A 24,773-nucleotide genomic window follows, 5' to 3' on the forward strand; every position below is an offset into this window, starting at 1 on the left:
GGAATCCAAATGCTATCCAGTATTCATGGATTTCGCCAAAAAATCGTTTTTCGGCCTAGTTTTTTTGATATTCATCTTTCTTGGAACCGAAGCCGGTTTGGTTCTATTACGCAGTCCCTCTCTCCAATACTATAGGGATCTCAAACTCATTCATAGTTTTCATCCGGACTATTACGTGTCCTTGGAACCTGGCGAGTCCAAATATGTCAGCCATTTCGCAGGAAAATGGGAAGGCCAGTTCAGCATCAACTCACTTGGGCTCCGCGGTAAAGAAGAACCTATCCCTGGAAAACCGAAACTTCTCTGCTTAGGGGATAGTTTGGTAATGGGATTCGGAGTAGGAGACTCGGATACATTTTGCCAACTTTTGGATGGGATCGAATTAAAGGGAGAAGCAAGGCAGGCTCTGAACCTGGGAGTAGACGCCTACGGATCCAGAGGTTCGTATTATAGACTCAAAGATATCTCCGCGAAATTGGACAATGTAAAAGAAGTCTTATTCTTTATTTCTCCCAACGATTTCGATATGCCGGAAGCACTTGCAAAAAAAGGAATATTGCCCGACGACCAAACGGATGCGATTCGGGAAAAAGACCCGAACTACGCTCGGAATTTTAAATTACAATTTATTTTAACAAGAATTTCTTATACACTCCAGGCTCTCAAGCTAGCCTACGAGCAGATCCAAGTCACATTCGCAGTCACTAAACTTTCCGTTTGTAAGGAGTTGGATTCTGCTGGGATCTACAAATGTGGATTATTAGTATCTGCGGATGCAGATGCAGATTTGCAATCCGGTTCCAATCGTCCTTCCGGAAATTTAGTTTCCTATTTAGAATCTTCCTTTTTTAGAACCGTAAAAAAACCGAATTGCGATTCGGATATCACACCTACCTCAGCAGTATTCGGAGCAATGTGTCCCGAACCTGTGCCGGCTCATGTGACCTGTGTGGATTCGGCTCCTTCTATCGAAACTCTTCCCGCTTTGCCGGAACTCACGCAAGAATATTACCAAAAGATGATAGATCTTGCCAAAAAAAGAGGATTTAAACTAGTTCCTGTCATTCTTCCGATCCAAATCGAAGAGATCTATTGTTATAATAACGGAAAATATCATCCTTTGGAAAATTACGCGACTCGAGCCTCTACATTCTTCGAAAAACGCGGAGTGAATGTTTTACGTTTCAAAAAGGAAACCGCCTCCATGTGCGGTTTCGATCGGAACGGGAAAAAATTCGGGATCTTGGATCATTATATTCCGGAAGACGGACATTTTACGAAAAGAGGAAATATCTGGGCGGCGGATTCTCTTAAGGCCAAATTGAAGGAGACGGATCTTGCTCTTTAATTCCCTTCATTATTTAATTTTTGCACCCATAGTCATTCTAATTTACTTTCTGGTGCCATCCAGATTCCAAAAACTCTGGTTATTAGTCGCAAGTTTGTATTTTTATGCGGTTTTTAGAGTTCCATTCATCTTATTATTAATCTATTCCATTGCGATTACGTATTTTTGCACGCTTTGGATGGATAAATCCCAATCCCGATTTGGTAAATTATTTTTCCTGAATATTGCGATTTGGGGGAATCTGGCTCTACTCTATTTTTTCAAGTATCTGGATTTCTCTTTTGCGGTTTGGAATACGGTCCTGGGACTTGTGCCTTGTGAGCCTTATTACGCGTATCCGTCCGGCATCCTGTTGCCGATGGGAATTTCTTTTTTTACGTTGCAAGCGATCGCTTATGCGGTGGATGTATATCATAAAAAAGTAAAACGAGCGGAGAACTTATTCCAGTTCGGATTATTTTTAAGCTTCTTTCCTCAGTTGGTAGCGGGACCGATTATTCGAGCCCAGGACATGCTTCACCAATTTTTGGACACATATACGTTCAAAAAAGAAAATCTACTACCGGGGATCAGACAACTTGCCTGGGGACTTTTCAAAAAAACATTCGTAGCGGATCCGATTGCCGCAGTTATCGATCCCGTATTTGCGGATCCTCTTCATTACGGTTGGTTTTCTTTAGCCGTCACAGGTTCCTTATACATCATCCAGATGTATTGCGATTTTTCCGGATATTCGGACGTAGCCATCGGAACCGGAAGGATCATGGGATTCCATATCCCGATTAACTTCAGGCAACCGTTCCTTTCCGAAACGGTTTCGGAATTCTGGAGGCGTTGGCATATTTCATTCAGCTCTTGGTTGAAGGAGTATGTATACATCTTCTTGGGTGGGAACAAAAAAGGAGTCTCCAGGACTTACGTAAACTTATTTCTCACCACATTCGTGAGCGGGATTTGGCATGGGGCGGATTGGAATTTTATCGTTTGGGGATTCGTGCATGCAAGTTTAATGGTCGTCGAAAGATTTGCATTCTCTTTCGAAAGGATCAAAAATTATTGGGACAAGATCCCAAGCACGATCAAAGTAGCGTATCCGTTTACCATCTTCGGGATCTCTATGTATTTCTTCCGAGCAAGACCTGTCGAAGGGATCGGTAATAGCGTCCAAGTAGGCTGGGCAATGGTTAGCAGAATGTTCTCCGGGGTCCAGGGAGACTTTTTGCCTGTGCCGTTATCCGTTCTTGCCACAGTATTTATTCTCATGTTCGGGGATTATCTGATGGAAAAAGAAACTCCTTGGGCCAAAAAACTTTTCGAAAATCGGATCTGGGTCTATGGGATCTCCGCGATCCTGATCTCTATTTGTTTTATCTTATATAGTGTGACTGTAAGCGCACCGTTCTTGTATTTTCAGTTCTAAGACTTGGGTTCGCACAGAGATCACGAAGAGCACAGAGGAGTTAATCCGGGTAGAAACTTCCTCGCGAGTCATTTCTTCTCCGTGGGCTCCCGGGCGAAAATATTTTAGTGAATATCTTTCTTTATCTCGGAAGCTATAAAACGATATAAAGCGGGATTCGGATGTCCGTCTTTCGGAAGAAAAATCTCCTGATTGTTCTTCTTCCAATAATCGTAAATCGATTGTTGGAGGTCCAACACCGGGATTTTAGAATCGATTGCGATCTGTCGAACCTCTTTCACTAGTGCCGAGTCAACAACAGGTTCGTATTTTTCGTTCGGTTCCGGAAGAAACACCAGAACCAGAGGGATCTTTTTCTCTTTGGTAAATTCAAAAAAAGAAATGGCCGCTTTTCTATGAGGGTGATCCGGGCCTAAGACGGAACCGCTAGAGGGAATGACTAAATTTTCCCCGGACTCCGGTTTGTATTTTTCATAAACAATTTTACATGCGTTGAATATTGCGCTGTATTTAGAAAGAAAATAGGAAATTCGAACAAGTGTCTTTTTTGTCCCGGAATTTTGTAATGCTAATTCTCGATAAGAATCCGTAAAATCTGAGATATGATAGATCCAATACGCAACCTTAGGCGGGGGAGAAGTTTTCAAAACTTCTTCTAATCTCTCCTGGATGCCGAAACTTCCAAGTGCGTCCACTCCCAGATTTCGAACAATCTCCGTTTTTTTATCGTTTATCAGTTCATTTTGTAGAGCCCAAGGAAGGCTTTCCTGGTCGGAAACCAAATATCCTAAGGCGACTGAATCTCCTAAGATCCAAATTTCCGGTGCATCCGTCTTGTAGGAGCTCCTACCGGTACTTTCGGCATTGCTCCGCGCATCATCTATACTAACCGCAGAGGTCAGCCTTTCTCCTCTAATATCCGTAGATACATGATAACGAATATTCTTTTCGGGATGAAACAAATCCAAATTTTGGTTCGGACAAAGTCTCATCCAAGGAATCGAGAAAAGATTTCCGGAAGTCTCTACTAAACAATGTAGTTTTTTATCTTCCAGTCTGAATTGAACGGAAGGGAAATAGGGAAGTCTAAGTAGAATTTCTAAAAGTAAAAAAAGAAAAATGGAATATAATAAAAAATGAAAACGGAATTTTCTGTAATAAGGACCTTCTCTCATTTGCCTGAAGTTTCCTCATAGAGTTTTTTTCCACAAAGGGTAAAGAGTCTTTTGGAAGCAGGGTTGGATTCAGGGATCCGATTCTCCAAAAAACGTTTTCTTTCCGAAACATTCTTCTTAGAATCTAAGATACAAGAGGTTAAAAACTTTGCGAGGCTCTCTCTATCCTTGTCCCAGCTTTCCGAAAATCCTCTTAAAACGGTTTCCGTTTCGTCTCTCGACCCAGCTAATAAATAAATTTCCAAAAGATACAGAAGTATCTCCGGATTTTTAGGATCCTTTTTGAGAGCTTTTTCTAGGTAGAGTGCTGCGGATCCGGGTGCTTCTCCGCTTTCCGCCAAAAGAATTCCTAAATTTTTATTCGCAGTAAAATTTTCAGGATTTTCTCGAAGCGCTAAATCGTAATAATATAAAGCCTCGGCAGTGTTACCTTGCGCTTCCTTTTCTCTCGCCTTACTCGCTAGCTCACCCGAGGAATCGCAATTTAAAGCAATTTGGGACATAAGCAAAATTATGGCGTATCGGAACTTCTGTCTCATTTCCATAGTTTTTTTTCCCTTAGGGGATAAGAAAAAGGGCGGTTTTTTGTTATGTCGGCCCGTCGAATTTGTACAATTTACGGGCCACCTCGTGCCGCAATCTTAAAAAAGTTTCAATCTCGAGGGAGAATTTGTCCGAAGGATTTAGTACTGTAATAATCGGAAGCGGGACTAAGAAAGTGACATCTTCTCATAAGAATCTACTCCAAAATTTTCAAGAATACCTCTCGGTTGAGAAGGGTCTGAGCGACAATTCCATTTACTCGTACGGATACGATCTGAACAAGTTTAAGAACTTCCTCGAAAAAGAACATATCGACTTCTTAGAAGTCCAAGCGAACGACATAGTTCGTTTCTTGAACGAAGAAAGGAATCGTAAAATTTCCGCAAAGACAATCGCTCGCGAAGTAGTTGCCATTCGCCAATTTTATAAATTTCTAAAAGATGAAAAGAAGCTGGATTCGAATCCGACGGAGAAGATCGAAACTCCCGAAGTGATGAGATCCATCCCTGATTATTTGACTCAGGAAGAGATCGAAGAATTGTTCACTGTAATCAAAGAGGACAACCTTTACGAACTCAGAGACAAATGTATATTCGAACTTCTGTATTCTTCCGGACTTAGGATCTCCGAAGCTTGTAATCTTAGACTGACCGACATGGATATGTCCGGAATGACCTTGACCGTGGAAGGTAAGGGCGGACGCCAAAGACTAGTTCCTTTCGGTGAAAAGTCATTGGATATTCTGAACCGTTACTTAAAACAAAGCCGACCTTATATTCTGAAAAACAGAAATTGCGATTATCTTTTCGTTTCCAAAAAAGGGTCTTTCATTAATCGAAAATCAGTTTGGAGACTTCTGAACCATTATATCAAAAGAACAGGCATTAAGAAAAAAGTGACTCCTCACACTTTGCGACACTCTTTTGCGACCCACTTATTGGAAAACCACGCGGATCTGAAATCGGTTCAGGAACTTTTGGGACATATCGATATTTCAACTACCCAGATCTATACTCATATGGCGAATAAAACTCTGAAGGAAGTTCATAAGAAATTCCATCCTAGAGGATAATTTCCCCGGACCGAATTTTGGCCGAGATCAAAAAAATCGACTATTCGAATCAGTTTCGGATACAAATTCCTTCCCATCCGCGTTACGTGACAGTGGCGCGGAACTTCGTTTACAACCTAGCTAGAGAATCCGGATTTTCCCTCTACGACGCTGCCGATCTGAAGTTGGCAGTGGGGGAATGTCTTTTGAATGTGATCAAACATGCGTATTTAGGAAAGACGAATTACCCGATCTTTTTAGAAGTTACTGTGCTCGAGAACCGAATAGAAGTCCGTATCCGGGATTTCGGAGTTCAGAAAAATATTTCAGAAATTCGAGGATATGATCCCGGGGATTACAGGGAAGAAGGGATCGGGCTCTACCTGGTCCGAAAATTGACGGACCATTTTTATATAGACCAATCCGGAAAAGGGAATCGTTTGATTCTCACAAAAATGAAATAATTCAAAAAGAACGGCTTGCAGAAAGGTAGAATTGTCCGTCTATTCTGTATAATCCGAGCATATCGTTTCGGTGGTCCAAATGAAATTTATTTCCATTCTGATAGTTTCAATTTTTATTCTTTCCTGCAGAAAAGGTCCTTCCTTATCCAAAGAGGAAGTGAAGGAACTTAGCCAAAACTATATTAAAGAGTTATGTAAAAAAAATTTGGAATGTTCTGCACAATACCTGGAGTCTCTTCCTTCCGGAGAGCAGAATGCCGCCAAGTCCGGATTTTCTTCCCTGGACCAATGTATGGCGGAACAAAGTAACCAGTCCATTCTTCCCGACGACTATGAAAAGGTCACGGACGAGCAGGTTGGAAAAGTGAAACGTTGTATGGATGATCTTCTGAGGACTCCTTGTTCGGAAATGGAACAAGCCGGAGGGATTCCGTCTTGCCGAGAATTATTTCCCGACGGTAACTGAAATCCACTCAAACGTAAGCAAGTGAGTTTGTCGGAAGGCAGAAGGAACTATTCAAATTTTCTTAATCGGTAGAAGATTCCGAATCTAAAAATTCTTCCTGCAAAAGGCCTAATCGTTTCGGTTTTACCTTAGAATGAGCGATCTGTCCGTCTCCTCCCAAATATAGGAAAGAAGGTCCGGGAATTTCTTTTAATTTCACGCTGAACTTTTTATTTCTGCCAAGATTTACTTCCACTCCCGGGAAAATTTCTCTCTCTACTTCCACGAAAGAATTTTTATCGGGATCGAAGGATAGGATGGCGGATTGTTCCTGAGCAAATAGGTTTTCCATGATAGAATTATACTTCTGACGGATCGCCTGTAGTTTCGGGAGACTGTCTTTTTCTTCGGGACTAAGGCTTCTTCTTTGGGAATCGTCGTTTAATTTTTGAATACTAGTATCCACTTTTTTTAATATATCTTGGTTTTTACGGATCTCGGTCTTTAAACCTTCCAATTCGGATAGAAGTTCGGGAGGCATTCCACAACTGAGTATTGTTCTTGTTTCCACAATTGCACCTAACTTCGTACAGGTGATCATTTGACCTGCTACACATTGGCCTCCGATAATTTCTCCTCTGCCACCCCTGACTACTACGGATTCTCCCGCGATCAGTTCGGAGTGCATTGCCGCTTCCTCTATGAAGATGGAATTTTTAGCGATCATCTTTCCTTGTTCTATAAACTTTGCGTAGATGTCGGTGCCTGATTCGATCATTCCTCCGTTTCTTCCCATAAATCCTCCGGAAAGAACGATATCTCCTTTTGCTTTCAGGAATACTTTTCCCACGGATTTTTTGACTATGATAGAACCGTCCGTTTCCAGAGTAAAACCGTCTGCTATGGATTCTTCCACTATGATCGTGCCAGGAAAATTGATATTTCCTGTGGAGAAGTCTACGTTCTCCAGTAAACATACCTCGTCCACACGAATGACACCGAAACGATCGATGAGCGGTCGGCCGTCTATGAGAGACTGGACTATATTTCCATCTTCCGAAATTTTAACGTTCGGACCTAATTTCCATTCCGCTAATTTACCTTCTTCGAATGGAAGAACTTCTCCCTTTACGTTTTTGCCAGGTTTGCCGGGAGAAGGAGAAATTTTTTCCGCGAGTTTTTGATTTTTTTTAACACTTTGGATGATCTGTATGTTTTTGAAATCCACTCTTCCGAATTCGTCTTCTTCTAGAGTAGGAGTGCCCGGGTGTTGGAATAAGATCCGAATGTCTCCGTCTTTTCCCGGGATAGGAGATTCACCTTGGGCGACTAAGGTTCTTTTTCCGTAATCCTCCGCTTGGGAAAGTTTGAGGATGGATTCTTCAATAATCCCGAAAACGACCCCGCTTGCTTGCAATTGGGAAAGGATCTCGTCCCTTGTTAATAATTTTCCGCCGAATTTTGGCGGATGCAAGATCCCGTAGACCGCCATTTTATCTTCCGAGATTTTCAGGTCCAAGCTGGAGGCTTCCGGTTTGCCCGGCCATTTTCCGATTAGATGCGGTTCCGAGTCTTTGGATTTTAAAACACGCTTAACTTCTTCTTCATTAACTCCTGAAATTTTGAATACGTCCAATCGTTTTAGGATTTCGCGATATTCTACTTCCTTTCCTTTTTTTCCGGCGGGGAAGATGGTGAGGTAGGCGAGCCCATCCAGATTTTCAACTTTGAAAAAACCGTTTTCGTTCTCTTCCAGATCTTTTAATAGTGATTCCGTATAATTGCGGATTGAGTCGCTCATCCTGGGGGGCCGTTGTTGGAGAGTAAGTTCCATCCTATTTTTTACAATCGAAAACCTATAAAAAGACTTAATGCCCAATAAAGGAAAAACTTCAAAAATTCCCAGTTTTCAGACCGTCAGTTTGTCGAAGTTACTACAACCCTTCCTTTTTTCCAAAATTATGTCCTTGAAAAACCGGGCAAATCAACCGATGATCCTAGGGTAATACTATGGCATTCAACCCGTTCTCCATTTTAAGTAATCTCAGGGTTTCGATAGACCAGGTTCTAGGAAATCTACCTCCTAACGTGGTAAAAACGATCGGCAACGCGGCTTTGGCATTGGCGGTTCTGGTAGCTGTCGTTCTAGGTTGGTTCAGTTTCCAAAAAGGTCTAGCTTTGGCAGGAGAAGAGGACCAAGCCAAGGAACTGGATCGAAAGGCATTATTTTTAGAGGATATAGAAAGGGAGTATAACCGTAAAAGAAAGGATGTTCGATGGAGCGATCCTTCTTATTCGGATTCCGGAAGTTCGTCTTTGGAAATAGAAAGATACGGATGGGAAAAACCGAAGATGGAACCTTCTGCCCCTAAAACCGAATTGGAAGAGTCGGATACGATCCGTAATTCTAAAATGAAGAATGGGGATCCGAGAGTGTTCTTTCCTACCGAAAACGAAAGGCCTGCTCGCGAGGACCTAACTCCGAGCGATAAAGGTTCCGATTCTCCCCGTTTGGAACCGAGCACAAAACAGCCGAATAAAGAACTTCCTGCGGATAAGGAAGAATCCCGCTTAAGCCGTCCTCCTAGAAAAGAACAAAGGCATAGGGGAGAATGAAATGAAATACATACTGTTTTCTTTAAGTATTCTTCTTTGTACAAATCAGTTAGCGGCGGATTTTCCTCTGCCGATTCCGGAACCGTTAGAAGAAAGTTTTTCCTCCCAAGGTGTATCTCCGGATCGACCACTTCCTCCGATTGACGCAAGCTCGGTGGTTACGGAACAAAAGTCCGAACAATCGGGATCCGAAGTTGTTTCTGAAAATATGTCCTCTGTCGCCGGCGAGGAAGCGAAGATCTCGGAATCAAAACAAACGGTGACAGAACCTCTAAAAGAGAAAAAAACAAAACTTCCGAATCTAGCGGACAAAAAAGAAAAAAAGAACGGCAAGAAGAAGGAAGCCTCTGATCCGAGTCGGGCCGCTTACGAAAGAGGACTTTTACGACTTCGAAACGGACAAAAAGACGCAGCCAAAGAAGAATTCGGTAAAGCAGCGGCTACGGAAGGAACCGCAAGTTCCCAAGCAAAATTAGAATTATCTAAATTAGAAAATACGAAGGCTCCGGATTCCACTACTGAATCTCCCGCGGAAGACGATTCCAGATGGAAAACTTCCTTAGAAACCGCAAGATCGCTCAGAGCCCAAGGGAAAAATTCGGAAGCCGAATCCATTCTACTTAGGACCGCAACGGAAGGTGAAGGGGAGTATAAATCCAGAGCTTTATTACAATTAGGTGATATGCTTTTTAAAATGGGTAGATATTCAGACGCTCGCAGTTATCTTATGGATTTTTGGAATCGTTTCGGTAAATCTTTTCCGAATGCGGAAGATACGAATTCCAGAGAATTTAAAAGACAAAGGGAAGAAAAAGAATTAGGGGCTTATTTACTCTTTAAGTCCAGCTATAGAGCCGGAGAAGGGGAATGGGCAAAACGGTTTTTGAAAAAATATTTGGATAAGTCCGTTTCCGAATCCCAGGGAGTATATTCCCCCTTGAGAACGGAGATGGAATCTTTCGCGAGAAGCGATCTTTAAGTTAAGGCTACGTTTACTTCTAATTTTCCGAATTTGGAAAATAAGCTGATCCCTAAAGCTTGTTTTTTAGGGATCTTGATCGTTTCATTTTTTGCATCCACGATATTCGGAGCCGTGATCTCGATCGACTGACCTGCAGTTGCGAAAATATTCATCGCGTTACCTGTGGTCATGTTTGCGATCTCACCCAAGATATCCTTGTATTCGTTCTTGATATCGTCGTCGCTCATGCCTGGCATCAGCTTTTTGGAAATTTTAAAAGCCGCGTCGTAGTTCAGACCGTAGATGACCTCTCCGTTAAACGTTCCTAAAACACCGATGATGATCGCAAGTTCTAGATTGGTTTCCGGAGTATCTTTGATCCCGATCTTTCCACGGATCAGGTCGGTCTGTAATATATCCCGGAAAACGATTGTGGCGGCTTCCAGGAAAGGGTTTACTAACTCGGCGCGGATTTGCATTATTCCTCCGAAACGGATCTAGCGGATGCTCGTTCGACTTTAATACTTTCCTCTAGGGATTGTGGAATTTCCATGAGTATTGCAGTGAGTAAGGAGCCGCTGTCCCTGGTTCTCAAGAATGACGGATCAGGAGTTCCTAATTTGACTCCGGAGAAGGAAACGATCGCATATTTTTCTCCTTCTCTATAAGGCCCGATGTTTTTCTTTTGGGTCAAACCTGGTAGGCTTAAATCTTGTAAGAATTTTTTGTCGGAGCTTAAGGAGAATACATCTTTACCCACACTGATCTTTTTCAGGTCGGAAAGAGATTTGTTTTTGAGAGAAACGGTCTGTCTTCCTAAAAGTGTGGCGATTTTTTGTAAACCGTCCGGCTCGTTTTGTAGAGCGACTAATTTTGCCTTTAAAGATTCCAGGGAGTTTTTGCGTGCTTCCAATAAGAACTTACTTCTGAGAACGGTCTTTCTTTCCTCGAATGGGATCGGTTTGCCGTCTTTTCCTTTTAAGGTATTCGGATCTAAAGATTCTTTCTCGTAGAGTTCTTTTAATTGTGCGTCCGTAGGTTCCAAATTTCTTTCGGAGGCTTTGACTAGATCTTCTTCCGTATACAGTACTGCGTCAAGATCCACTCTGGCTCCGGAAGCCTCGGAGAGTACGTTTAGTTCTCCATCCGTGCGTCGGATCTCTGTCGGAAGGAAGTTTTGGAAAAGAGACTGGGACACTTTATAATCGATCCTGAAGCGTAAGGGAGCCTGCTGGAGGAACTGACGATAAATTTCTTCCGGTTTTTTCAGATCTTCTTCGGAATATCCGGCTCCTTGGAGAGAATTTTTAGAGACCTTTTTAGCCTCTTCCCATAGAGCAGAGCGTTCCGATTCTTCCGTGATAGTGAAACCTACCGCATTTCCGATCTTACGGAAAATATATTGTCCTTTTAAAGTTTGGAAGGCACAGTCCGCCCAAAGCGCTTCGGATCCTTGTCCTTGGTACATCTGGATACAAAATCTTTTAGCTGCATTGAATGAATCTATTGGGACACTTTGGTCGTCGATACTTCCCATGGTAATGCTTGCTTTTCCGGCAAGCATATCAATACCTACTTGTTCCACATCCGGCTTTAATAGCATGATGATCAGCATTAGGACTAAAATTCCTAGAAATATAGCCGATCCGACTTTGAATAAAATATCTTTAAGTGAAATTCCGTCTGGATTTGTCATAAAACTACGTTCACAAGGAAGACTCGCCCGCGCCTGGAATCTGTAAAGGAGAAAAACCGCCCGAAAAGTGCTTCAGAAACGGCCGAATTGGATAGATACATATAATGATGCTCTATATTGCCTTAGCACTTATTTTAGTAGGGATCCTCTGCTTTATTTATGTTTCCTTTCAGCCGAATTCTAAAAAGGAATTTGGCTCTAGTCAATTTCAGAAAGGAAATCTGCCTGCAGCGAGAGAGAAAAAAATTTCCCCGGACACTTTAGCTTCTCTAAAAAAACAGGGACGTTCGGAATCCTATTCCCAAATGGATTCGGCATTTGCGGAAGAAAGAAAGATCCGTCCTCTTTCCGAAAGACAAAGAATGGAAACACAAAGGACTGAAGCGGAAGTTTCCGACCAAGAAGAATTCGGAGTTGAAATTTGGGACGAAACAAAAAGGGGAGAAGTTTTGGAAATGGTAACGGAACCGGAAAGGACCCAACCTAAAATCCCTAAAGAAGAAGAATGGTCTATGGAAGGAATACTATTTTTAGATCTTTCCGGAAGATTGCCTTACGAAGCTCTGCAAGAAAAGATCCGGCCTGAGACTCTAAAAGGTTTTAGAAGAATGGGAAAGGGAAGTATTCGAGAGATCCCTGGCGGATTTACTTTTCAGGCCAGAAACTCGGAATTTAGTTATAAATTGAACGAAGTGGAGAAGATCGTTTTTTACGACCAAGGTTTCGCATTACTTCCTTTAAAAAGAGAATACCCAACCCCGATTTTTTTAACCAAAGACGGGGAGAAATTCAAATCTTATTTAGAATATACTGCAAGCTCCTGAGAAGGAGAGAAGGCGGGAAATTATCTGCCTTCTACCACTAACCACTTAGTGGTCTTAACTATCACTCGAACGATCGTATAGAATCCAGCGCCTATTCCGAACGCCCAGATTTGAGGTTCGGTGATCACTGCCCAAGGCTCTTTCCAATCTCCGAATCCTATCTTGAAACTGGCCGCATAATCGAATATTACGAAGATCATTAAGATCCCGAACAGGCTTGGATATTCTCTCTTTAAAATATTTCGGAAAGAGAAGGCTAGTTTCGGTTTTACATAACCGGAAAATTTAGGAATAAATGCAGGGATCTTATCCGCCCAATTTAGGTAGTCCTGTCCGAACTTGTCTCTTAAGAATTTTTCTTCCGCAAACATTATTCTTTCATAATAGAATCCGAAAAATAATGCAAATACCAGAAGTAAAGGGATATCCCTGAAATACAGGACAGGTCCCAAATACATTAGGAAATTTCCAAGGTAAAGAGGATGGCGAACTAAAGAATAAATTCCCTCTTGGTTGACTACATCCGCTACTTGTTCTTTGGTATTTCTACCGGAGGTGCGGGCAGGAGCATAACCGATCACAAAACAACGGACCGCTAAGCCGAGTAAGCTAACTATAAAACAGGCACCTGCATAGTATAAATTGATCTCGTAAGAATCTTCTAAAAATTCGAAACTGCTTAAGGAGTATAGACAAAGAAGAAGAATAAATCCCGGTATATAAGATCTCCAGCGAAATAGAAAATTCCCCTGCTGATCCAATTCTTCGATTAATGCCATACGAATTCCTTATGGTGTGGTATTTAAGGAAGGAAACTTTTATCCCCTTGGAGTGTCAACCATTGATTCAGAGTCGTTCAGGGGGAAGGAAACCTGCTTGAAAAGTCGGCAAGATCCTTTTCTAGAATCCTTTCCAGATTCCAGGGATCCAAGACTAATCTATAACTTAAACCTTCTCTTTGGAAAACATAACTTCCTAACTTGGTCATTCCGATCGGAGAAACTTGATAACGATCCGTAGTAGTGATGATCTCAATTTTAAAATTCCGATCTTTCGGGACTGCGGAAAGTTCTTCCGACTTCTCCAAAAATACTTCGTCTGCACTTAGTTTTTTAATCTCTTCCAAATAATTTTCCACTTCTTCGGTAAAGGCCTGGATCTGCCCGCCGGAAGTTTCTAAGATCCAATTCTCTCCTTGTTTTTTTAAAGTAAAATCCCTAGAAAAAAATCCTAAGATCTTGATCTCTGAAACTTTTTCCCTGGAAGGGAAAGGAGGAACAAGGGATCTACTCAGGAAAAAATCCAGTTTGCCTCCGCCAGTGACCGATTTTAGATTTTCTTTTACTAACCAGATCTGGTTTTTTTCGTCCAGTATATAGGTCCCGGAACCTTTTCGGACAGGAGCACCAATCAAAATTTTTCCAAGTGAATGTCCGGAAACATCTTTGAGCTCTAAGATCGGTTCATCTCCTCCTAATCCGAATTCTTCCTTCGAGACCGAATTGGATTCCGATAACAGAGTGAATTTACGTAGATGCAAGCAGGTTTGGATCAATTCTTCGATCCTGGCAGAATCTCCAGGCAACACAAGCTGAGAAGGTAATTGCACGGTCCAACCGTCCAGATTTCTGTTTAGGATACTTTCTTGTCCTTTACGACCGCTGATAATCGTTTGGATCTCTTCCGATCGAATCTTAAAGAAGCTTTCAGAATTTTGGTAGGTCTTTTTGAACCAGTCCCAAGGATCTTTTGCGATCAATAATAGAATAGCTAAAAGTATATTCCCAAAAAATAATAAGACTTGTGGATTTTCTTTATAAATGCTACGGAGAAGTCGGGAATATTTCGAGAGAACCATTATCCGTTCCTTCTTTTTAATCTTCGGAAAGCATAAAGCGCAAGAAGCCCAGGCACTAATAATAAATGAAATACGCTGATCGCAGTTTCTAAGAAGAAGGGTAAAGGTTTTAATTTTAAGACCGCTGATTGTTTCGAGCGAGCTTCTAAAAGATCGGTTTCTCCCTTGAGAATATCGATCGTATTTAATAAAAACGGAATATTCGAATTTTTGAGTATTTCTGAGAATTCGGGAAATGCCAAAAGATCGGAAACCAAATAGGGAGAACCGAATACCAGGATCCTTCCCGTTTTTGGAGGCTTGCTTTGAGATTGCAGATCTTGCCCTCGCGGTTTTGTATCCGAGAAATAAGAAGTAAATTTTCCCTCTGCATACACGCCTAAAAGAAAAGGTCCGCCATTTGCTTGGATCGGAGTGGAAAGGAGCTGTTTTTCTCCTAAAGAGACCGGTTCCGTCCTAGATTCCGCCTCTGCTCCACTTTTTGCAAGGATTGTAAACTGCACTTCCTTTTGTTTTTCGGGAAGAATATTCAGACTAGAAGTCCAAGGGATCAAAAGACTTTCCTGATTTTTGGTAAACGGGCTATTTCGATCTAAACTTCCTGATTTTTGGTCCGGAACGATCCAAGGAGGATAAGGATATTTTCCTAGGACTCCAGGTTCAATTTCTATCACGGAACCCATCGGCAAAGAATGATCCGGTTCTAAAATGATATCATAGTTCATTCGAATACCATAATGTTCTAAAAAACGGACCATTTCTTCCGAGTTCGGATTTTTATGCGCTAAACCCGCTCCCAAATCCCCTGAGAGAAGTCCGAAACTACCTCTTTCGGTTTCCGTTTTGAACTCCATTGTTTTGGCGAGAACAAGTAGACTTCCTCCTTCTGAAATGAACTTGTCTAACTTTCTTTCGGTATTTTTAGAAAGAGTGCCGCCACCTATCCAGAGAACGATCTCCGTTTCTTCGGGAAGATTTTCCGTTTCCAGATCCAATTCCAAGATTGGACCGTATTCTCCTCTAAGAACCCGTTTTGTAAAAATTTCGATCCGATCTTTGGGGGAGCCTTGTTCTTGGGGGGAAAAATTTTCCTCTGATTTCAGAAGAACGATGCCGGAATCTTTATCCTGTCTCTGCATTTTGCGGACTGAATTTAGGATCTGGTATTCTAGATCTTCCGTAAAGAATGCGAATGATAAAACTTCCGTCTTATGGCCTAAGGTAAGAATGATTCCCAGAAACGCTTGTTTAACCGAAGCGGAGTCCCTGGAAGTTTGTTGTAGGATCTGAGGTTCCAATCCTAATTCCATGGCCTTTCTTGCATCTTCCTCCGAGGAAGATGGATCATAAAATCGTAAGGAAACATTCTCCTTTCCGATCTTAGAGATCTCTTTTAAAAGTTCCTTACTGAGTTCCACTCTTGCCTTGTATTCTCCCGGAATTTCGGAAGAATAAAATGCGTCTATGTACAGAGGATCATCCAATTCTTTCAGGACTTTTATCGTACTAGTGGTGATCTGAAATCTTCCCGACCTGGAAAGATCCGCCTTACAAGGAATTGTAGAGAAGATCCCGTTCAATAAAATGAAGAGTAAAATACCGTTCGCAAATCCAAACCAAGGGGATTTAGAAATTTCTAATAGAGGACGAAATAACTCTCTCATGGATAATTTCTCCTGAGAAAGAAGACGTTCCCCGCAAGATTCGCCGTGATAAAACTAATAAAGTATAGCGTATCAGAAAGATCTAAGACTCCTAAACGAAAGGATTCAAAATGAGAGGACAATGCGAATAAATACGCAAATGTGGAAGGTCCGCCTCCGAAAAATTTCAGAACAGGTTGTGTGCCTAATAGAAAAAAGAAAAGGCAGACAAGAACGGTTAGGATATAAGAACTGATCTGGTCTTTCCCGAAAGAAGAAAGAAAGATCCCGATACTGATGTAGGTCCCTCCAAGTAATAGACAGCCTAAATAACCGGCAAATACGATCCCAAGATCCAGATCTCCGAAAGCCCAAATAAAGAATGGGATACTCAAGCTTAAACAAATAGTGAATCCTAAAAATGCCCAAGCTGCTAGAAATTTCCCTCCGACGATTTCCCATTTAGAAAGCGGCAAAGTGAATAAGATCTCTAAACTTCCTGATCTTTTTTCTTCGGACCAAAGCCTCATGGTGATTGCTGGAATAAACACGACGAATAGGAGAGGCGTCCATACGAAATATTCTTCCATACCTGCAACTTTTCTGTCCCAGAAAGACCCTTCGCCCAAACCGTAAAAGAACAAGAAGGAAGATAAGAATAAGTAGAGGATCGAGAATACATAGCCGATCGGTGTGTTAAAATAGCTGGTCCATTCTTTTTGGAAAACGGCAACTAATCCCGGAGGCAGGTCGGTGAATTTCATATCTTATCCGGAAACCAGGTCCTGAAAAACGGATTCTAAAGATTTTTGAGAAATCTTATATTCTAAGATCGAAAAAGATTCCTTTCGGATGAGTTCAAAAATTTCTTCCGGTTTTAAGGAAGAAGACTCCAATCTGAATTTGGTATATCCACCTTCCTTTTCGGAAGAAAGAATTCGGACATTCTTACCTTCTAAAACTTTTTCTAAGGTTTCCTTTTCGGTTTTTGCGGTTAGAAGTACCGAATCGGATCTTTTGAATTCCGAAACAGGAAGATCTGCGACTAGGTTCCCTTTATGTAAAACCAAAGCATGATCACAGGTCTCCTCTACTTCCGAAAGTATATGAGTGGATAATATAACTATTTTATCTTTTCCTAAATTGCGAATTATTTCCCTGAAATGAGAGATTTGGATGGGATCTAATCCGGAACTCGGTTCATCTAAAACGATCCAATCCGGATCATGAAGTAATGCTCCTGCCAAAGCTAGTCTTTGTCTTGTACCTTTTGATAAAATCCCGGCTAAAGAAAAAGTTTGGGATTTCAGATCACAAATTTCTAATACTTCTTTTTTTCTTTTTTTTAAAAAGGAGGATTCCATCCCTCTTGCATTCCCGATAAAATCCAAATATTCCCCGGCTGTCATGTCGGGATAAATGGCGGAAGACTCGGGTAGATAACCTAATCTTTGTTTTACGGCTCGGGGATCTTTTTTTAAAGAAACTCCGTCTAGGAGAACGGAACCGGAATCAGGTCGAACAAAACCGGTGAGTATTCTGAGCGCAGTCGTTTTACCCGCTCCATTTGGTCCAAGTAAACCTGTGATCCTATTTTTAGGTATGGAAAAATTCAGATTGGAAATCGCGATCTTCCCGAAATAGGATTTGGAAAGTTCGGATACCTGTAGAGAGACCACGAAAGTTATTCTTTCGGGCCTTAAGGCCTATGCAACTTCTTTTCCCGGAGAAATTATGCTCTAATTCTGAGCATTGTATCCACTTTAAATTTACGAAGAACATCCATTAGAGCAGGTTGTAAATTCACAACCTCTAATTTTACTCCGAAATGATCCAAAAGGTTTCTAAGAGTGAGTAATTTTGCGACTCCGCTGGAAGTGATTTTTTTGGTCGGGGTCATGTCCAAGGTCAGGTTTTGGATATGGGCCCTAGAAGCCTGTTCCGAAATTTCATCGAAAACTTTTTCGTATCCGTCCAGAAGTTGATTTTCGAAACGAACGATTCCGTGTTTATTTTGTATCGTTAATTTGGCCATAGCGCAGTTTGTTTAGTGAAATAGACTCCTAAAACTAAGTCATCCCAACAAATAAAAGAGGGAGGAGTGCCGGTCTTACTAAACAAACAAGCGGTTTACATTTTTCGGCACATAAAATTCCAGTAATTCGCTTTCGGTAAAATTTCCCAGGACTCGTAATCGGAGCCGATCCCAAGAATTTCCAGGCCGGAATTTTGTAGTAACTTCGACCAAGTTTCAAGCGGATAGGCCCTATGAAAATGTTCCTCTAACTCTGTAATTCCCGGTCCTGAAAATTCCAAACTGGTTTTTAGCACGGAAGTTTCCGGGTCGAAATCGTTCCTCCAGAGGAGTTTTGTCTTCCCGTGGGTCTCCTGTAGGACCTTATTCTGAAAATTTTTCCGAAAATTTTCGGCAGTGCTTACATCGAAAAAGAAGACCCCGTTCTTCTCCAAGACCGCTGAAACTTGGGTAAATACCTGGGAGAGTTCGTTTTCTCTTTGGAAATAATTCAAAGTGTCGTGAACGGAAAAAACGAGATCAAAAGATTTGTTAAGAGGGGGGAAGGAGAGAAGATTCCCTAATTTCCGAACTCCTCTAATTTGCTCGGAATCGGCGATTTGAAGCATTTCAGGAGAATTATCGATCCCCCAAAGCTCGGTGGAAGGAGGTAAGAATTTCCAGATTTTGCAGGTGCCGCAGCCTAAATCCAAGGCGACTTTGGGATGGATTTTTTGGGTCCCGATCTGGTAAGATTCCAAAATCATCCCAGCCCAGTCTCGATACGGTGCCCGTTTCATGACCCCGTCGTAAATGCCTGCAAATGCGGTATAAGGCCTTTTTTTGGGGATTGGAGAAATAATTCTTGCTTTATTCCCCTGCATACGAGTATTCCTATCCATTTGATGCGACATAATTCTTTGAAGGGTTTTCTTCACAGAATCTTCGTGAAACTCTAAGTATGGGCCTAGAACTACTTTTACCCTTTTTAGCCAGTGTAGGCATTACTATCCTCCTTCGTAGGATGGACAAGTCGAATTATAAGCTCAGCCAGATCAAAAGATACACTGGCAAACTCCAGGAAGAATTACAAGAGATTGCCCTGGAAAAAATCCAATCCGTAAAGGATTCCGGAATAGAACTGGAGATCAGTTTAAAGCAGACCAGAAAACTAGCGGAAGAAGTAAAAGGCCTCAACGAAGAATCCAAACAATTATTGGAAACTATCCGTTCCAATCGGGATTTTTTAAACGCAGTCACTTTAGATCTGAAAGAAGTGGTCCATCTTTCTTCCGATATTCGCCAAGAATCCCAGTCCATCCAAGACGGATTACAAAGACTGGAAATGGGCAAAAAAGAAGTGTACGGGATCGGAAATCGGATCCAAGAACTTCGTTCCGAGGCAGAAGTTTTACTCGAAGCATTCCAAGAAAAATTAAATTTCCGTTCGGACGATATTTTGCAGTCACTCGCTTCCAAAATTGTGGAGCTGGAAGGTCTTTTAGAAGTAAAAGCGGATCGTATCGAATCGGGTTTGGAAGAATTGGGAGAAGCGTTCCGCCAAAGATTAGAGGCCCAAACCAAATCATTATACCATGAAACCGTAGGCAAGGTGGATAACGCCCGCGAAGAAGTGCAGTCTCTTCTGGAATCAGTAAAAGTAAAAGAAGAAGACTTGGATGCCAGAACGGATCGTATGCAGACCGCATTTTTATCCGTTTCCGAAAAAATAGATCGATTAGAGACCAGAGTGGATGAGAAGGCCGAGCTTGCGGATCGTAAGTTAGAGGAAACCTTCTCTCGTAACGAATCAGTCATTCGCCAAAAATACGATCAAGTATTAGAACAAGTAGTTCACTCTAAAGAAGCATTCTTAAACGGAGTCCGTATTGAGATCGAGGCCATTCGTAAAGAAATAGAAGGAATGAGCCTGGAAACTCTGACACGTCGCGACGAGATCTTAAACGAGACAAGACGACAAGCGGAAGGGATCAACGACTCCATCAATATTTTCCAAGAAAAATATCTGGAAGCGGAAAACAAACTACTCAAGCAGGCCGATTCTCGCAAAGCGGATTTGATGCGTCAGATCGATTCTTTCGAGGACGAATTCAATCGTATTTCCAGCAGTCTCCGAATAGAAGCGGAAGATCTAAGAAAAGAGATCCTTTCCGGACTGAAAGAATTTCATTCCGCGTTAGAATCTTCTCGTTCCGAAGAGGAAAGAAAGTCCAAACTTAAACTGGACCAAGTTAGAGAATCTTTGGAAGAAGAACTAAAAGTGCTGCAAGCCTCTCAGGCGGAAAAATTCCGTGCGGATTGGGAAACAATTAAGGAAAACGTTAAGGAATATTCCTCACAAATCTCTAATCGAATGAAAGAGATAGAAGTTTCCGTAAAAGAATTAAAAGGTTCTTTAGAGGAAGAAGTAAGCGCATTACACGCTTCTCATTCGGAACGTTTCCGTTCGGAATGGGATTCCATTAGAGAAAATGTAAAAATTTTCGACGTCCAGGTTTCTTCTCGAATGAAAGAAATGGATTCGTATGTAAAAGATATCCGGGAAGCTCTCGAAGGAACCGCAGGAGATATTTTAGCCGAAGCAGAATCCAAGGTAAGCGAGATCGGTCTCTCAATCGAAGACGAATTCCGCAAAATGGACAGAAGATTCGAACACTTCTCCCGTTCTTGGGAAGAAGAAGTCCAGTCCCAGAAAAACCATACCATGGACGCGATCCGTGGATTGGAAGAAAGATTGGGCCAGATCCATTTTAAAGGTGCGGAATATCTGGAAGAATTTTCCAAATCTTATGCGGAACAAAAGGATAAGATCGAAGAATTCGTATCCAAATACAAGACGAACTTCCAAAAAGAGGGAGATGAAGTTAGAGACGAACTTGTTTCTCGTTTCAAAGACTTAAAAGCGGAAGCGATCACAAGTGTCGAAAACGTAAAAGTGGAATATTCCGCTGCGGGAGAAAGATTCGAAAATCTTCTGCGCAAAAACGAAAAACTTTTAGAAATGCAAGCGGAGAAGATCCGCACTTCCACCGAATCTCAGCTGGAAAAAGCCGGAGAACAGGCAAGAGTCGTTCTGGACAAATTGAAAGAATCCGGCCAAGATTTCTTCGAAAGACAGGAAGAAAAAATCGATCGTCTAAACGATACGATCGATTCCAAGATCAATAGACAATTATCCGCTCTTCTAGATAAAGGCCAAGTCCAACTGAGCCAGCTGGAAGAAAGGATCGCAAAACATCTAGCGGATGTAAAACGACATCTAGAAGAAGCTTTAGATTCCGGTATCAAAGAAAGCGAAAACCAGATGAAGGAATTCCAAAATCAGGTAAAATTCCTGCTTAAAGAAACCGAAGAATCTTCGGAAGAATTCCTAAAAACCGGAAGAGAAGAATTCCAGAAGGCACAGAAAGAATATCGTGTGCTTCAAATCGATCTTCGCAAAGACTTAGAAGAGATCCAAGATGCAAAACGTTCTCTCTTCTCCGAATTGGAAGAAGAAGCGGAAAAACTACGTTCTTCCGTAGACGAGATCTCTGAGAGGATCCTGGACGCGGAAAAACGTTCCGCACTCTTCTTAGATGTAAAAGAAATTATAGAACGTTCCGAAGAGTTCGTTTCCGAAATGAAAGAAGCTTTGGAAGATGCAAACCAAACGGAAAAAACGTACGAGGATCTGGATCAAAACTTAGTTCGGATCAAAAAAGTCCAAGAAGATTTGGAGAACCGTATTTCTCAAGCAGAGGAGAGAAGTGCAGAAATTCTTTCCATAGAAGAGAAAGCGGAAGTTTTAAAAGAAGAATTCGAAAGGATCATGGAAGAATCCTCTCATTGGAACGATACTCATCGCAAGTTGGTCGAAGCAGGAGAGAGGGCATTCGAAATGGAGTCCCGCTTCTTAGATCTGGAAGATCGATTGGGCAGGGTCGTTTCCGTTAGAGAAGAGATCAAACAGCTTGACCAAGATAGCCAAGGCCATAAGGAAAACTCCTTCAAGCTCGCCCAAAAGATACGCGAGATGGAAAAAGAGATCTCCGTTATCGAAGCGAGAGAAAGAGAAGTCGCCGAAACTCTTCGGAAGACAGACGACAGGCTGGAAACTCTTGCGGGCAGAAAAGAAGAAATACTCTCCGTCGAAGCTAAGTTCGATAAGATAGAAGACCTGATGTCCGAGCTAGGAGAGCGCCATAAACAGATCAGCACTCTCCAACAAAGATTGGATGATATGAAAGAAGGTGCTCTTTCCGTTAAGGACGACTTAGAAGGTCTACTTTCCGAAGCGGAAGATACCTTCGAAAAACTTTCTACATTCATGGATGTGGTCCAAACCAATATGTCTAAGACCGGAGGGGGAAAATCCGGTAAGATGCAAGGTCAAGATCCCCTAGTTGCTCGAAAGAAAGCGACAGTGTTGAATTTATTTCACAATTTCCATTGGCAACCAGAGACGATCGCTGAAAAATTAGGGCTCGAAACTTCTTTAGTCCAGACGATCATTCAAAACGAGACGGTGAAAAAGGGATGATTTTTTTCTTGACCCGAATGTTTTTCCCCAATATGTCTCGTTCCCACTTGTATTATACGACATGCAAAAAATTTCATAGGGAGACCTTTCGTTTTTAATAAAAAACTGAAATTGTAGGGTGGCATTCCGAAAATGATTCCTTTTTTCGGGGCGTCTGGAAACGTATCAAAGTAAATTTGACACGTTCCGGATAAGTCTCGGGATGGAAAAAGGAGAAGCTCCCAAAGCTCGTTCGTATGGTACAAAAAAAGAAAACTACTGTTAAGAGGAAGAATTCCATGGCTCAAAGCGCTGAAAAGGATACCCTCATCGTCGCAAGCAAGGTAAAAGCTTACATCAAATCTAAAGGCTTTATGACTTCCGGAGACGCGGTCGATGGCTTGAATGAAAAGTTATACGGACTGATCGACGATGCTTTAAAACGTACCGAGGCGAACAAACGCACTACGGTTAGACCAACCGACTTCTAATCCATTCTTGATCTACATCAAGAACAAGACTGAAATCGAGAAAATGAGGGCGGCGGGCAAATTAGCCGCCGCGCTTCTGGACTATATCTCCGGGTTCATCCAGCCTGGTATAAGTACGCTTGCGATCAACGATCTCTGCGAAGAGTTCACGAAGAAGCATGGAGGAAAATCGGCACCTTTAGGTTATAAAGGTTTTCCGAAATCTGTGTGTACTTCCGTCAACGAAGTGGTTTGCCACGGCATCCCGAAAGCGATCGATGTTCTGAAAGAAGGGGATATCGTCAACGTAGATGTGACTCCTATCGTGGACGGCTATCACGGGGATAGCTCTCGTACTTTTATTGTGGGCGGTAAAACTTCTCCCGAAGTGGAGCGTCTAGTCAAAGATGCGGAACGTGCCATGTGGGTGGGGATAGAACAGGTAAAACCTGGAAATCGTGTAAGTGATATCGCAAATGCGATCGATGATTATCTGACCCCAAAAGGATACGGGATCGTCAAAGATCTAATGGGTCACGGAATCGGAAGAGGTTTTCATGAAGAACCTCAAATCCCTCATTACCGATCCGGCCGTAAACTGGCGAAACTGGAACCAGGAATGACATTCACTATAGAACCGATGGTGAATTTAGGGACCTGGGAAGTAATTTTTTCTAAAAAGGATGGATGGACTGTGACCACAAAAGACGGAAAATGGTCCGCTCAGTTCGAACACACCATTCTAGTCACCGAAAAAGGCTATGAAATTTTAACCCAAGCATAGTAATCTGTCGTGCATGGATTTCGTTTGGAAATATATTTCTTTACTAGGTAAGGATTTTGCCTTTTTCGTTTTAGGCTTTCTTGTCTTTTACATCGGCAAAAAACTCAAAGACTGGACGGAACCTCGTAAACTTGACGAGGAATTAGTAAAATCCGATAATAGTGCTCTTGCACTCAGTTTATCCGGTTATTATATCGGGGTCATTATACTATTTATCACCATAGTTTCTCACCCCGGAGAAAAAGGGGACCTAATCGGAGATCTTTTTCAAGTTTCTTCCTTCTCTATTTTAGGAGTAGTGCTGCTACTAATTTCCCAAAAGATCAATGATGGATTGATCCTTGGCGGGATCGACGCGATCGAAGAGATCTACGAAAAAAGAAATATAGCGGTAGCTTGCGTATTATTCGGAGGAACGATCGCTAGTTCCTTTTTTATCGCAGCAGCATTGAATGGAGATATAGGAGAGAAGGTATTTCCACAAGGGTTGGGAATTGCAGTTTCTCCGATAGTGGAAAAAACGATTATTGGATCCATTATTTCTGTGATCTTCTTTTCGGTCGGACAGATCGGAATGGTATTATTCTCCGTATATTATAAACTTTGGGTCCCTTATAAACTTAAGAGTGAGTTGGAAGAAAAACAAAACCTGGCGGCAGGAACTGCGTTTGCCGGGGCATTACTTGCGATCGGGATCTTACTTACCAGAGCATTGTTTAGGGAATTCGAATCCTTGTACCAAACCGGAATTTTGTTACTATTAGATCTGGGACTTGCATTCCTTATTATTCCTATCTTGCATTTTTTTGCGGACTGGGTCGTTCTGCCTGGTTCCACATTGAAGGAAGAAATCGAAAGGGATCAAAATTTCGGGGCAGGTCTTTTGGAAGCTGTGGTGCTCGTGTCCTTCTCCGCGATTATATTTTTTGCGGTTTGATT

The 24,773-nt window shown here is 41.9% G+C and carries 24 protein-coding genes; 12 read left to right on the forward strand and 12 right to left on the reverse strand.

Annotated elements, in window-relative coordinates; translation table 11 throughout:
• The first annotated feature begins 25 nt into the window (after nucleotides 1–25).
• On the forward strand, nucleotides 26–1,348 hold the full coding sequence (locus LEP1GSC192_RS18715; RefSeq protein ID WP_020771626.1) for a hypothetical protein: 1,323 nt from the start codon (nucleotides 26–28) through the stop codon (nucleotides 1,346–1,348).
• Nucleotides 1,338–2,768 (forward strand): MBOAT family protein, encoded by a 1,431-nt coding sequence (locus LEP1GSC192_RS18720; RefSeq protein WP_020771625.1) that lies wholly within the window; start codon nucleotides 1,338–1,340, stop codon nucleotides 2,766–2,768. The genes LEP1GSC192_RS18715 and LEP1GSC192_RS18720 overlap by 11 nt, the downstream gene beginning before the upstream one ends.
• A gap of 104 nt (nucleotides 2,769–2,872) precedes the next feature.
• Here LEP1GSC192_RS18720 and LEP1GSC192_RS18725 read toward each other — a convergent pair whose 3' ends face one another.
• Together LEP1GSC192_RS18725 and LEP1GSC192_RS18730 are read right to left on the reverse strand one after the other, a co-directional pair.
• Nucleotides 2,873–3,943 (reverse strand): SGNH/GDSL hydrolase family protein, encoded by a 1,071-nt coding sequence (locus tag LEP1GSC192_RS18725; RefSeq protein WP_020771670.1) that lies wholly within the window; start codon nucleotides 3,941–3,943, stop codon nucleotides 2,873–2,875.
• Nucleotides 3,940–4,488 (reverse strand): type IV pilus biogenesis/stability protein PilW, encoded by a 549-nt coding sequence (locus LEP1GSC192_RS18730; protein ID WP_020771627.1) that lies wholly within the window; start codon nucleotides 4,486–4,488, stop codon nucleotides 3,940–3,942. The genes LEP1GSC192_RS18725 and LEP1GSC192_RS18730 overlap by 4 nt, the downstream gene beginning before the upstream one ends.
• Nucleotides 4,489–4,661: 173 nt before the next feature.
• Between LEP1GSC192_RS18730 and xerD the strand changes: the two genes are divergently transcribed.
• The 3 genes from xerD (at nucleotide 4,662) to LEP1GSC192_RS18745 (ending at nucleotide 6,467) form a co-directional block, all read left to right on the forward strand.
• Nucleotides 4,662–5,558: a site-specific tyrosine recombinase XerD gene (xerD, locus tag LEP1GSC192_RS18735; RefSeq protein ID WP_036091195.1), complete on the forward strand. Its 897-nt coding sequence runs from the start codon at nucleotides 4,662–4,664 to the stop codon at nucleotides 5,556–5,558.
• Nucleotides 5,559–5,575: 17 nt separating this feature from the next.
• The gene (locus LEP1GSC192_RS18740; protein WP_020771543.1) at nucleotides 5,576–6,001 is read left to right on the forward strand and encodes an ATP-binding protein; all 426 of its coding nucleotides are present in this window, start codon (nucleotides 5,576–5,578) and stop codon (nucleotides 5,999–6,001) included.
• Nucleotides 6,002–6,080: 79 nt separating this feature from the next.
• The gene (locus LEP1GSC192_RS18745; protein ID WP_020771607.1) at nucleotides 6,081–6,467 is read left to right on the forward strand and encodes a hypothetical protein; all 387 of its coding nucleotides are present in this window, start codon (nucleotides 6,081–6,083) and stop codon (nucleotides 6,465–6,467) included.
• Between the two features lie 61 nt (nucleotides 6,468–6,528).
• Here LEP1GSC192_RS18745 and LEP1GSC192_RS18750 read toward each other — a convergent pair whose 3' ends face one another.
• Complete coding sequence (locus tag LEP1GSC192_RS18750) at nucleotides 6,529–8,247, reverse strand: DUF342 domain-containing protein (protein ID WP_020771553.1); 1,719 nt, start codon at nucleotides 8,245–8,247, stop codon at nucleotides 6,529–6,531.
• Nucleotides 8,248–8,456: 209 nt separating this feature from the next.
• Between LEP1GSC192_RS18750 and LEP1GSC192_RS18755 the strand changes: the two genes are divergently transcribed.
• On the forward strand, nucleotides 8,457–9,062 hold the full coding sequence (locus LEP1GSC192_RS18755; RefSeq protein WP_020771663.1) for a hypothetical protein: 606 nt from the start codon (nucleotides 8,457–8,459) through the stop codon (nucleotides 9,060–9,062).
• A gap of 1 nt (nucleotide 9,063) precedes the next feature.
• A complete protein-coding gene (locus LEP1GSC192_RS18760) occupies nucleotides 9,064–10,041 on the forward strand; it encodes a tetratricopeptide repeat protein (protein ID WP_020771652.1) in 978 nt (325 codons plus the stop codon).
• Here LEP1GSC192_RS18760 and LEP1GSC192_RS18765 read toward each other — a convergent pair.
• Nucleotides 10,038–10,502 carry a chemotaxis protein CheX gene (locus tag LEP1GSC192_RS18765; protein WP_020771594.1) on the reverse strand — a complete coding sequence of 155 codons (465 nt, stop codon included), beginning with the start codon at nucleotides 10,500–10,502 and terminating at the stop codon, nucleotides 10,038–10,040. The two genes, LEP1GSC192_RS18760 and LEP1GSC192_RS18765, sit on opposite strands and share 4 nt — an antisense overlap.
• Entirely contained in the window at nucleotides 10,502–11,719 is a 1,218-nt protein-coding gene (locus LEP1GSC192_RS18770) for a hypothetical protein (protein WP_036091138.1), read from the reverse strand. The genes LEP1GSC192_RS18765 and LEP1GSC192_RS18770 overlap by 1 nt, the downstream gene beginning before the upstream one ends.
• Before the next feature lie 104 nt (nucleotides 11,720–11,823).
• Here LEP1GSC192_RS18770 and LEP1GSC192_RS18775 point away from each other — a divergent pair, with 104 nt between their 5' ends.
• Nucleotides 11,824–12,543: a hypothetical protein gene (locus tag LEP1GSC192_RS18775; RefSeq protein ID WP_020771572.1), complete on the forward strand. Its 720-nt coding sequence runs from the start codon at nucleotides 11,824–11,826 to the stop codon at nucleotides 12,541–12,543.
• A gap of 20 nt (nucleotides 12,544–12,563) precedes the next feature.
• On the opposite strand, the gene lmtA is transcribed toward LEP1GSC192_RS18775, so the two are convergent.
• The 7 genes from lmtA to LEP1GSC192_RS18810 form a co-directional block, all read right to left on the reverse strand.
• Entirely contained in the window at nucleotides 12,564–13,322 is a 759-nt protein-coding gene (lmtA, locus tag LEP1GSC192_RS18780) for a lipid A Kdo2 1-phosphate O-methyltransferase (RefSeq protein WP_020771629.1), read from the reverse strand.
• Nucleotides 13,323–13,399: 77 nt separating this feature from the next.
• Nucleotides 13,400–14,401 carry a DUF4340 domain-containing protein gene (locus LEP1GSC192_RS18785; protein WP_020771667.1) on the reverse strand — a complete coding sequence of 334 codons (1,002 nt, stop codon included), beginning with the start codon at nucleotides 14,399–14,401 and terminating at the stop codon, nucleotides 13,400–13,402.
• A complete protein-coding gene (locus LEP1GSC192_RS18790) occupies nucleotides 14,401–16,065 on the reverse strand; it encodes a GldG family protein (RefSeq protein ID WP_020771600.1) in 1,665 nt (554 codons plus the stop codon). Before LEP1GSC192_RS18790 ends, LEP1GSC192_RS18785 begins: the two co-directional genes overlap by 1 nt.
• A complete protein-coding gene (locus LEP1GSC192_RS18795) occupies nucleotides 16,062–16,808 on the reverse strand; it encodes an ABC transporter permease subunit (protein ID WP_020771570.1) in 747 nt (248 codons plus the stop codon). The genes LEP1GSC192_RS18790 and LEP1GSC192_RS18795 overlap by 4 nt, the downstream gene beginning before the upstream one ends.
• 3 nt (nucleotides 16,809–16,811) lie before the next feature.
• Nucleotides 16,812–17,723, reverse strand: coding sequence for an ABC transporter ATP-binding protein (locus LEP1GSC192_RS18800; RefSeq protein ID WP_020771552.1), 912 nt, complete (start codon nucleotides 17,721–17,723; stop codon nucleotides 16,812–16,814).
• 53 nt (nucleotides 17,724–17,776) lie between these two features.
• The gene (locus tag LEP1GSC192_RS18805; RefSeq protein WP_020771596.1) at nucleotides 17,777–18,079 is read right to left on the reverse strand and encodes an STAS domain-containing protein; all 303 of its coding nucleotides are present in this window, start codon (nucleotides 18,077–18,079) and stop codon (nucleotides 17,777–17,779) included.
• A gap of 95 nt (nucleotides 18,080–18,174) precedes the next feature.
• Nucleotides 18,175–18,960, reverse strand: coding sequence for a class I SAM-dependent methyltransferase (locus tag LEP1GSC192_RS18810; protein WP_052005260.1), 786 nt, complete (start codon nucleotides 18,958–18,960; stop codon nucleotides 18,175–18,177).
• A gap of 59 nt (nucleotides 18,961–19,019) precedes the next feature.
• On the opposite strand from LEP1GSC192_RS18810, the gene LEP1GSC192_RS18815 reads away from it, so the two are divergent.
• The 4 genes from LEP1GSC192_RS18815 (at nucleotide 19,020) to LEP1GSC192_RS18830 (ending at nucleotide 24,771) form a co-directional block, all read left to right on the forward strand.
• A complete protein-coding gene (locus LEP1GSC192_RS18815) occupies nucleotides 19,020–22,601 on the forward strand; it encodes a hypothetical protein (RefSeq protein ID WP_036091142.1) in 3,582 nt (1,193 codons plus the stop codon).
• A 236-nt stretch (nucleotides 22,602–22,837) separates the two neighbouring features.
• On the forward strand, nucleotides 22,838–23,071 hold the full coding sequence (locus LEP1GSC192_RS18820; protein ID WP_010515511.1) for a hypothetical protein: 234 nt from the start codon (nucleotides 22,838–22,840) through the stop codon (nucleotides 23,069–23,071).
• A 7-nt stretch (nucleotides 23,072–23,078) separates the two neighbouring features.
• Nucleotides 23,079–23,834 (forward strand): type I methionyl aminopeptidase, encoded by a 756-nt coding sequence (gene map, locus LEP1GSC192_RS18825; protein ID WP_036091144.1) that lies wholly within the window; start codon nucleotides 23,079–23,081, stop codon nucleotides 23,832–23,834.
• Nucleotides 23,835–23,847: 13 nt separating this feature from the next.
• Nucleotides 23,848–24,771, forward strand: a complete 924-nt coding sequence (locus LEP1GSC192_RS18830; protein ID WP_020771617.1) for a DUF350 domain-containing protein — start codon at nucleotides 23,848–23,850, stop codon at nucleotides 24,769–24,771.
• The last annotated feature ends 2 nt before the right edge of the window (nucleotides 24,772–24,773 follow it).

The sequence above is a fragment of the Leptospira sp. B5-022 genome, from assembly GCF_000347035.1.
Taxonomy (GTDB): Bacteria; Spirochaetota; Leptospiria; order Leptospirales; family Leptospiraceae; genus Leptospira_B; species Leptospira_B cinconiae.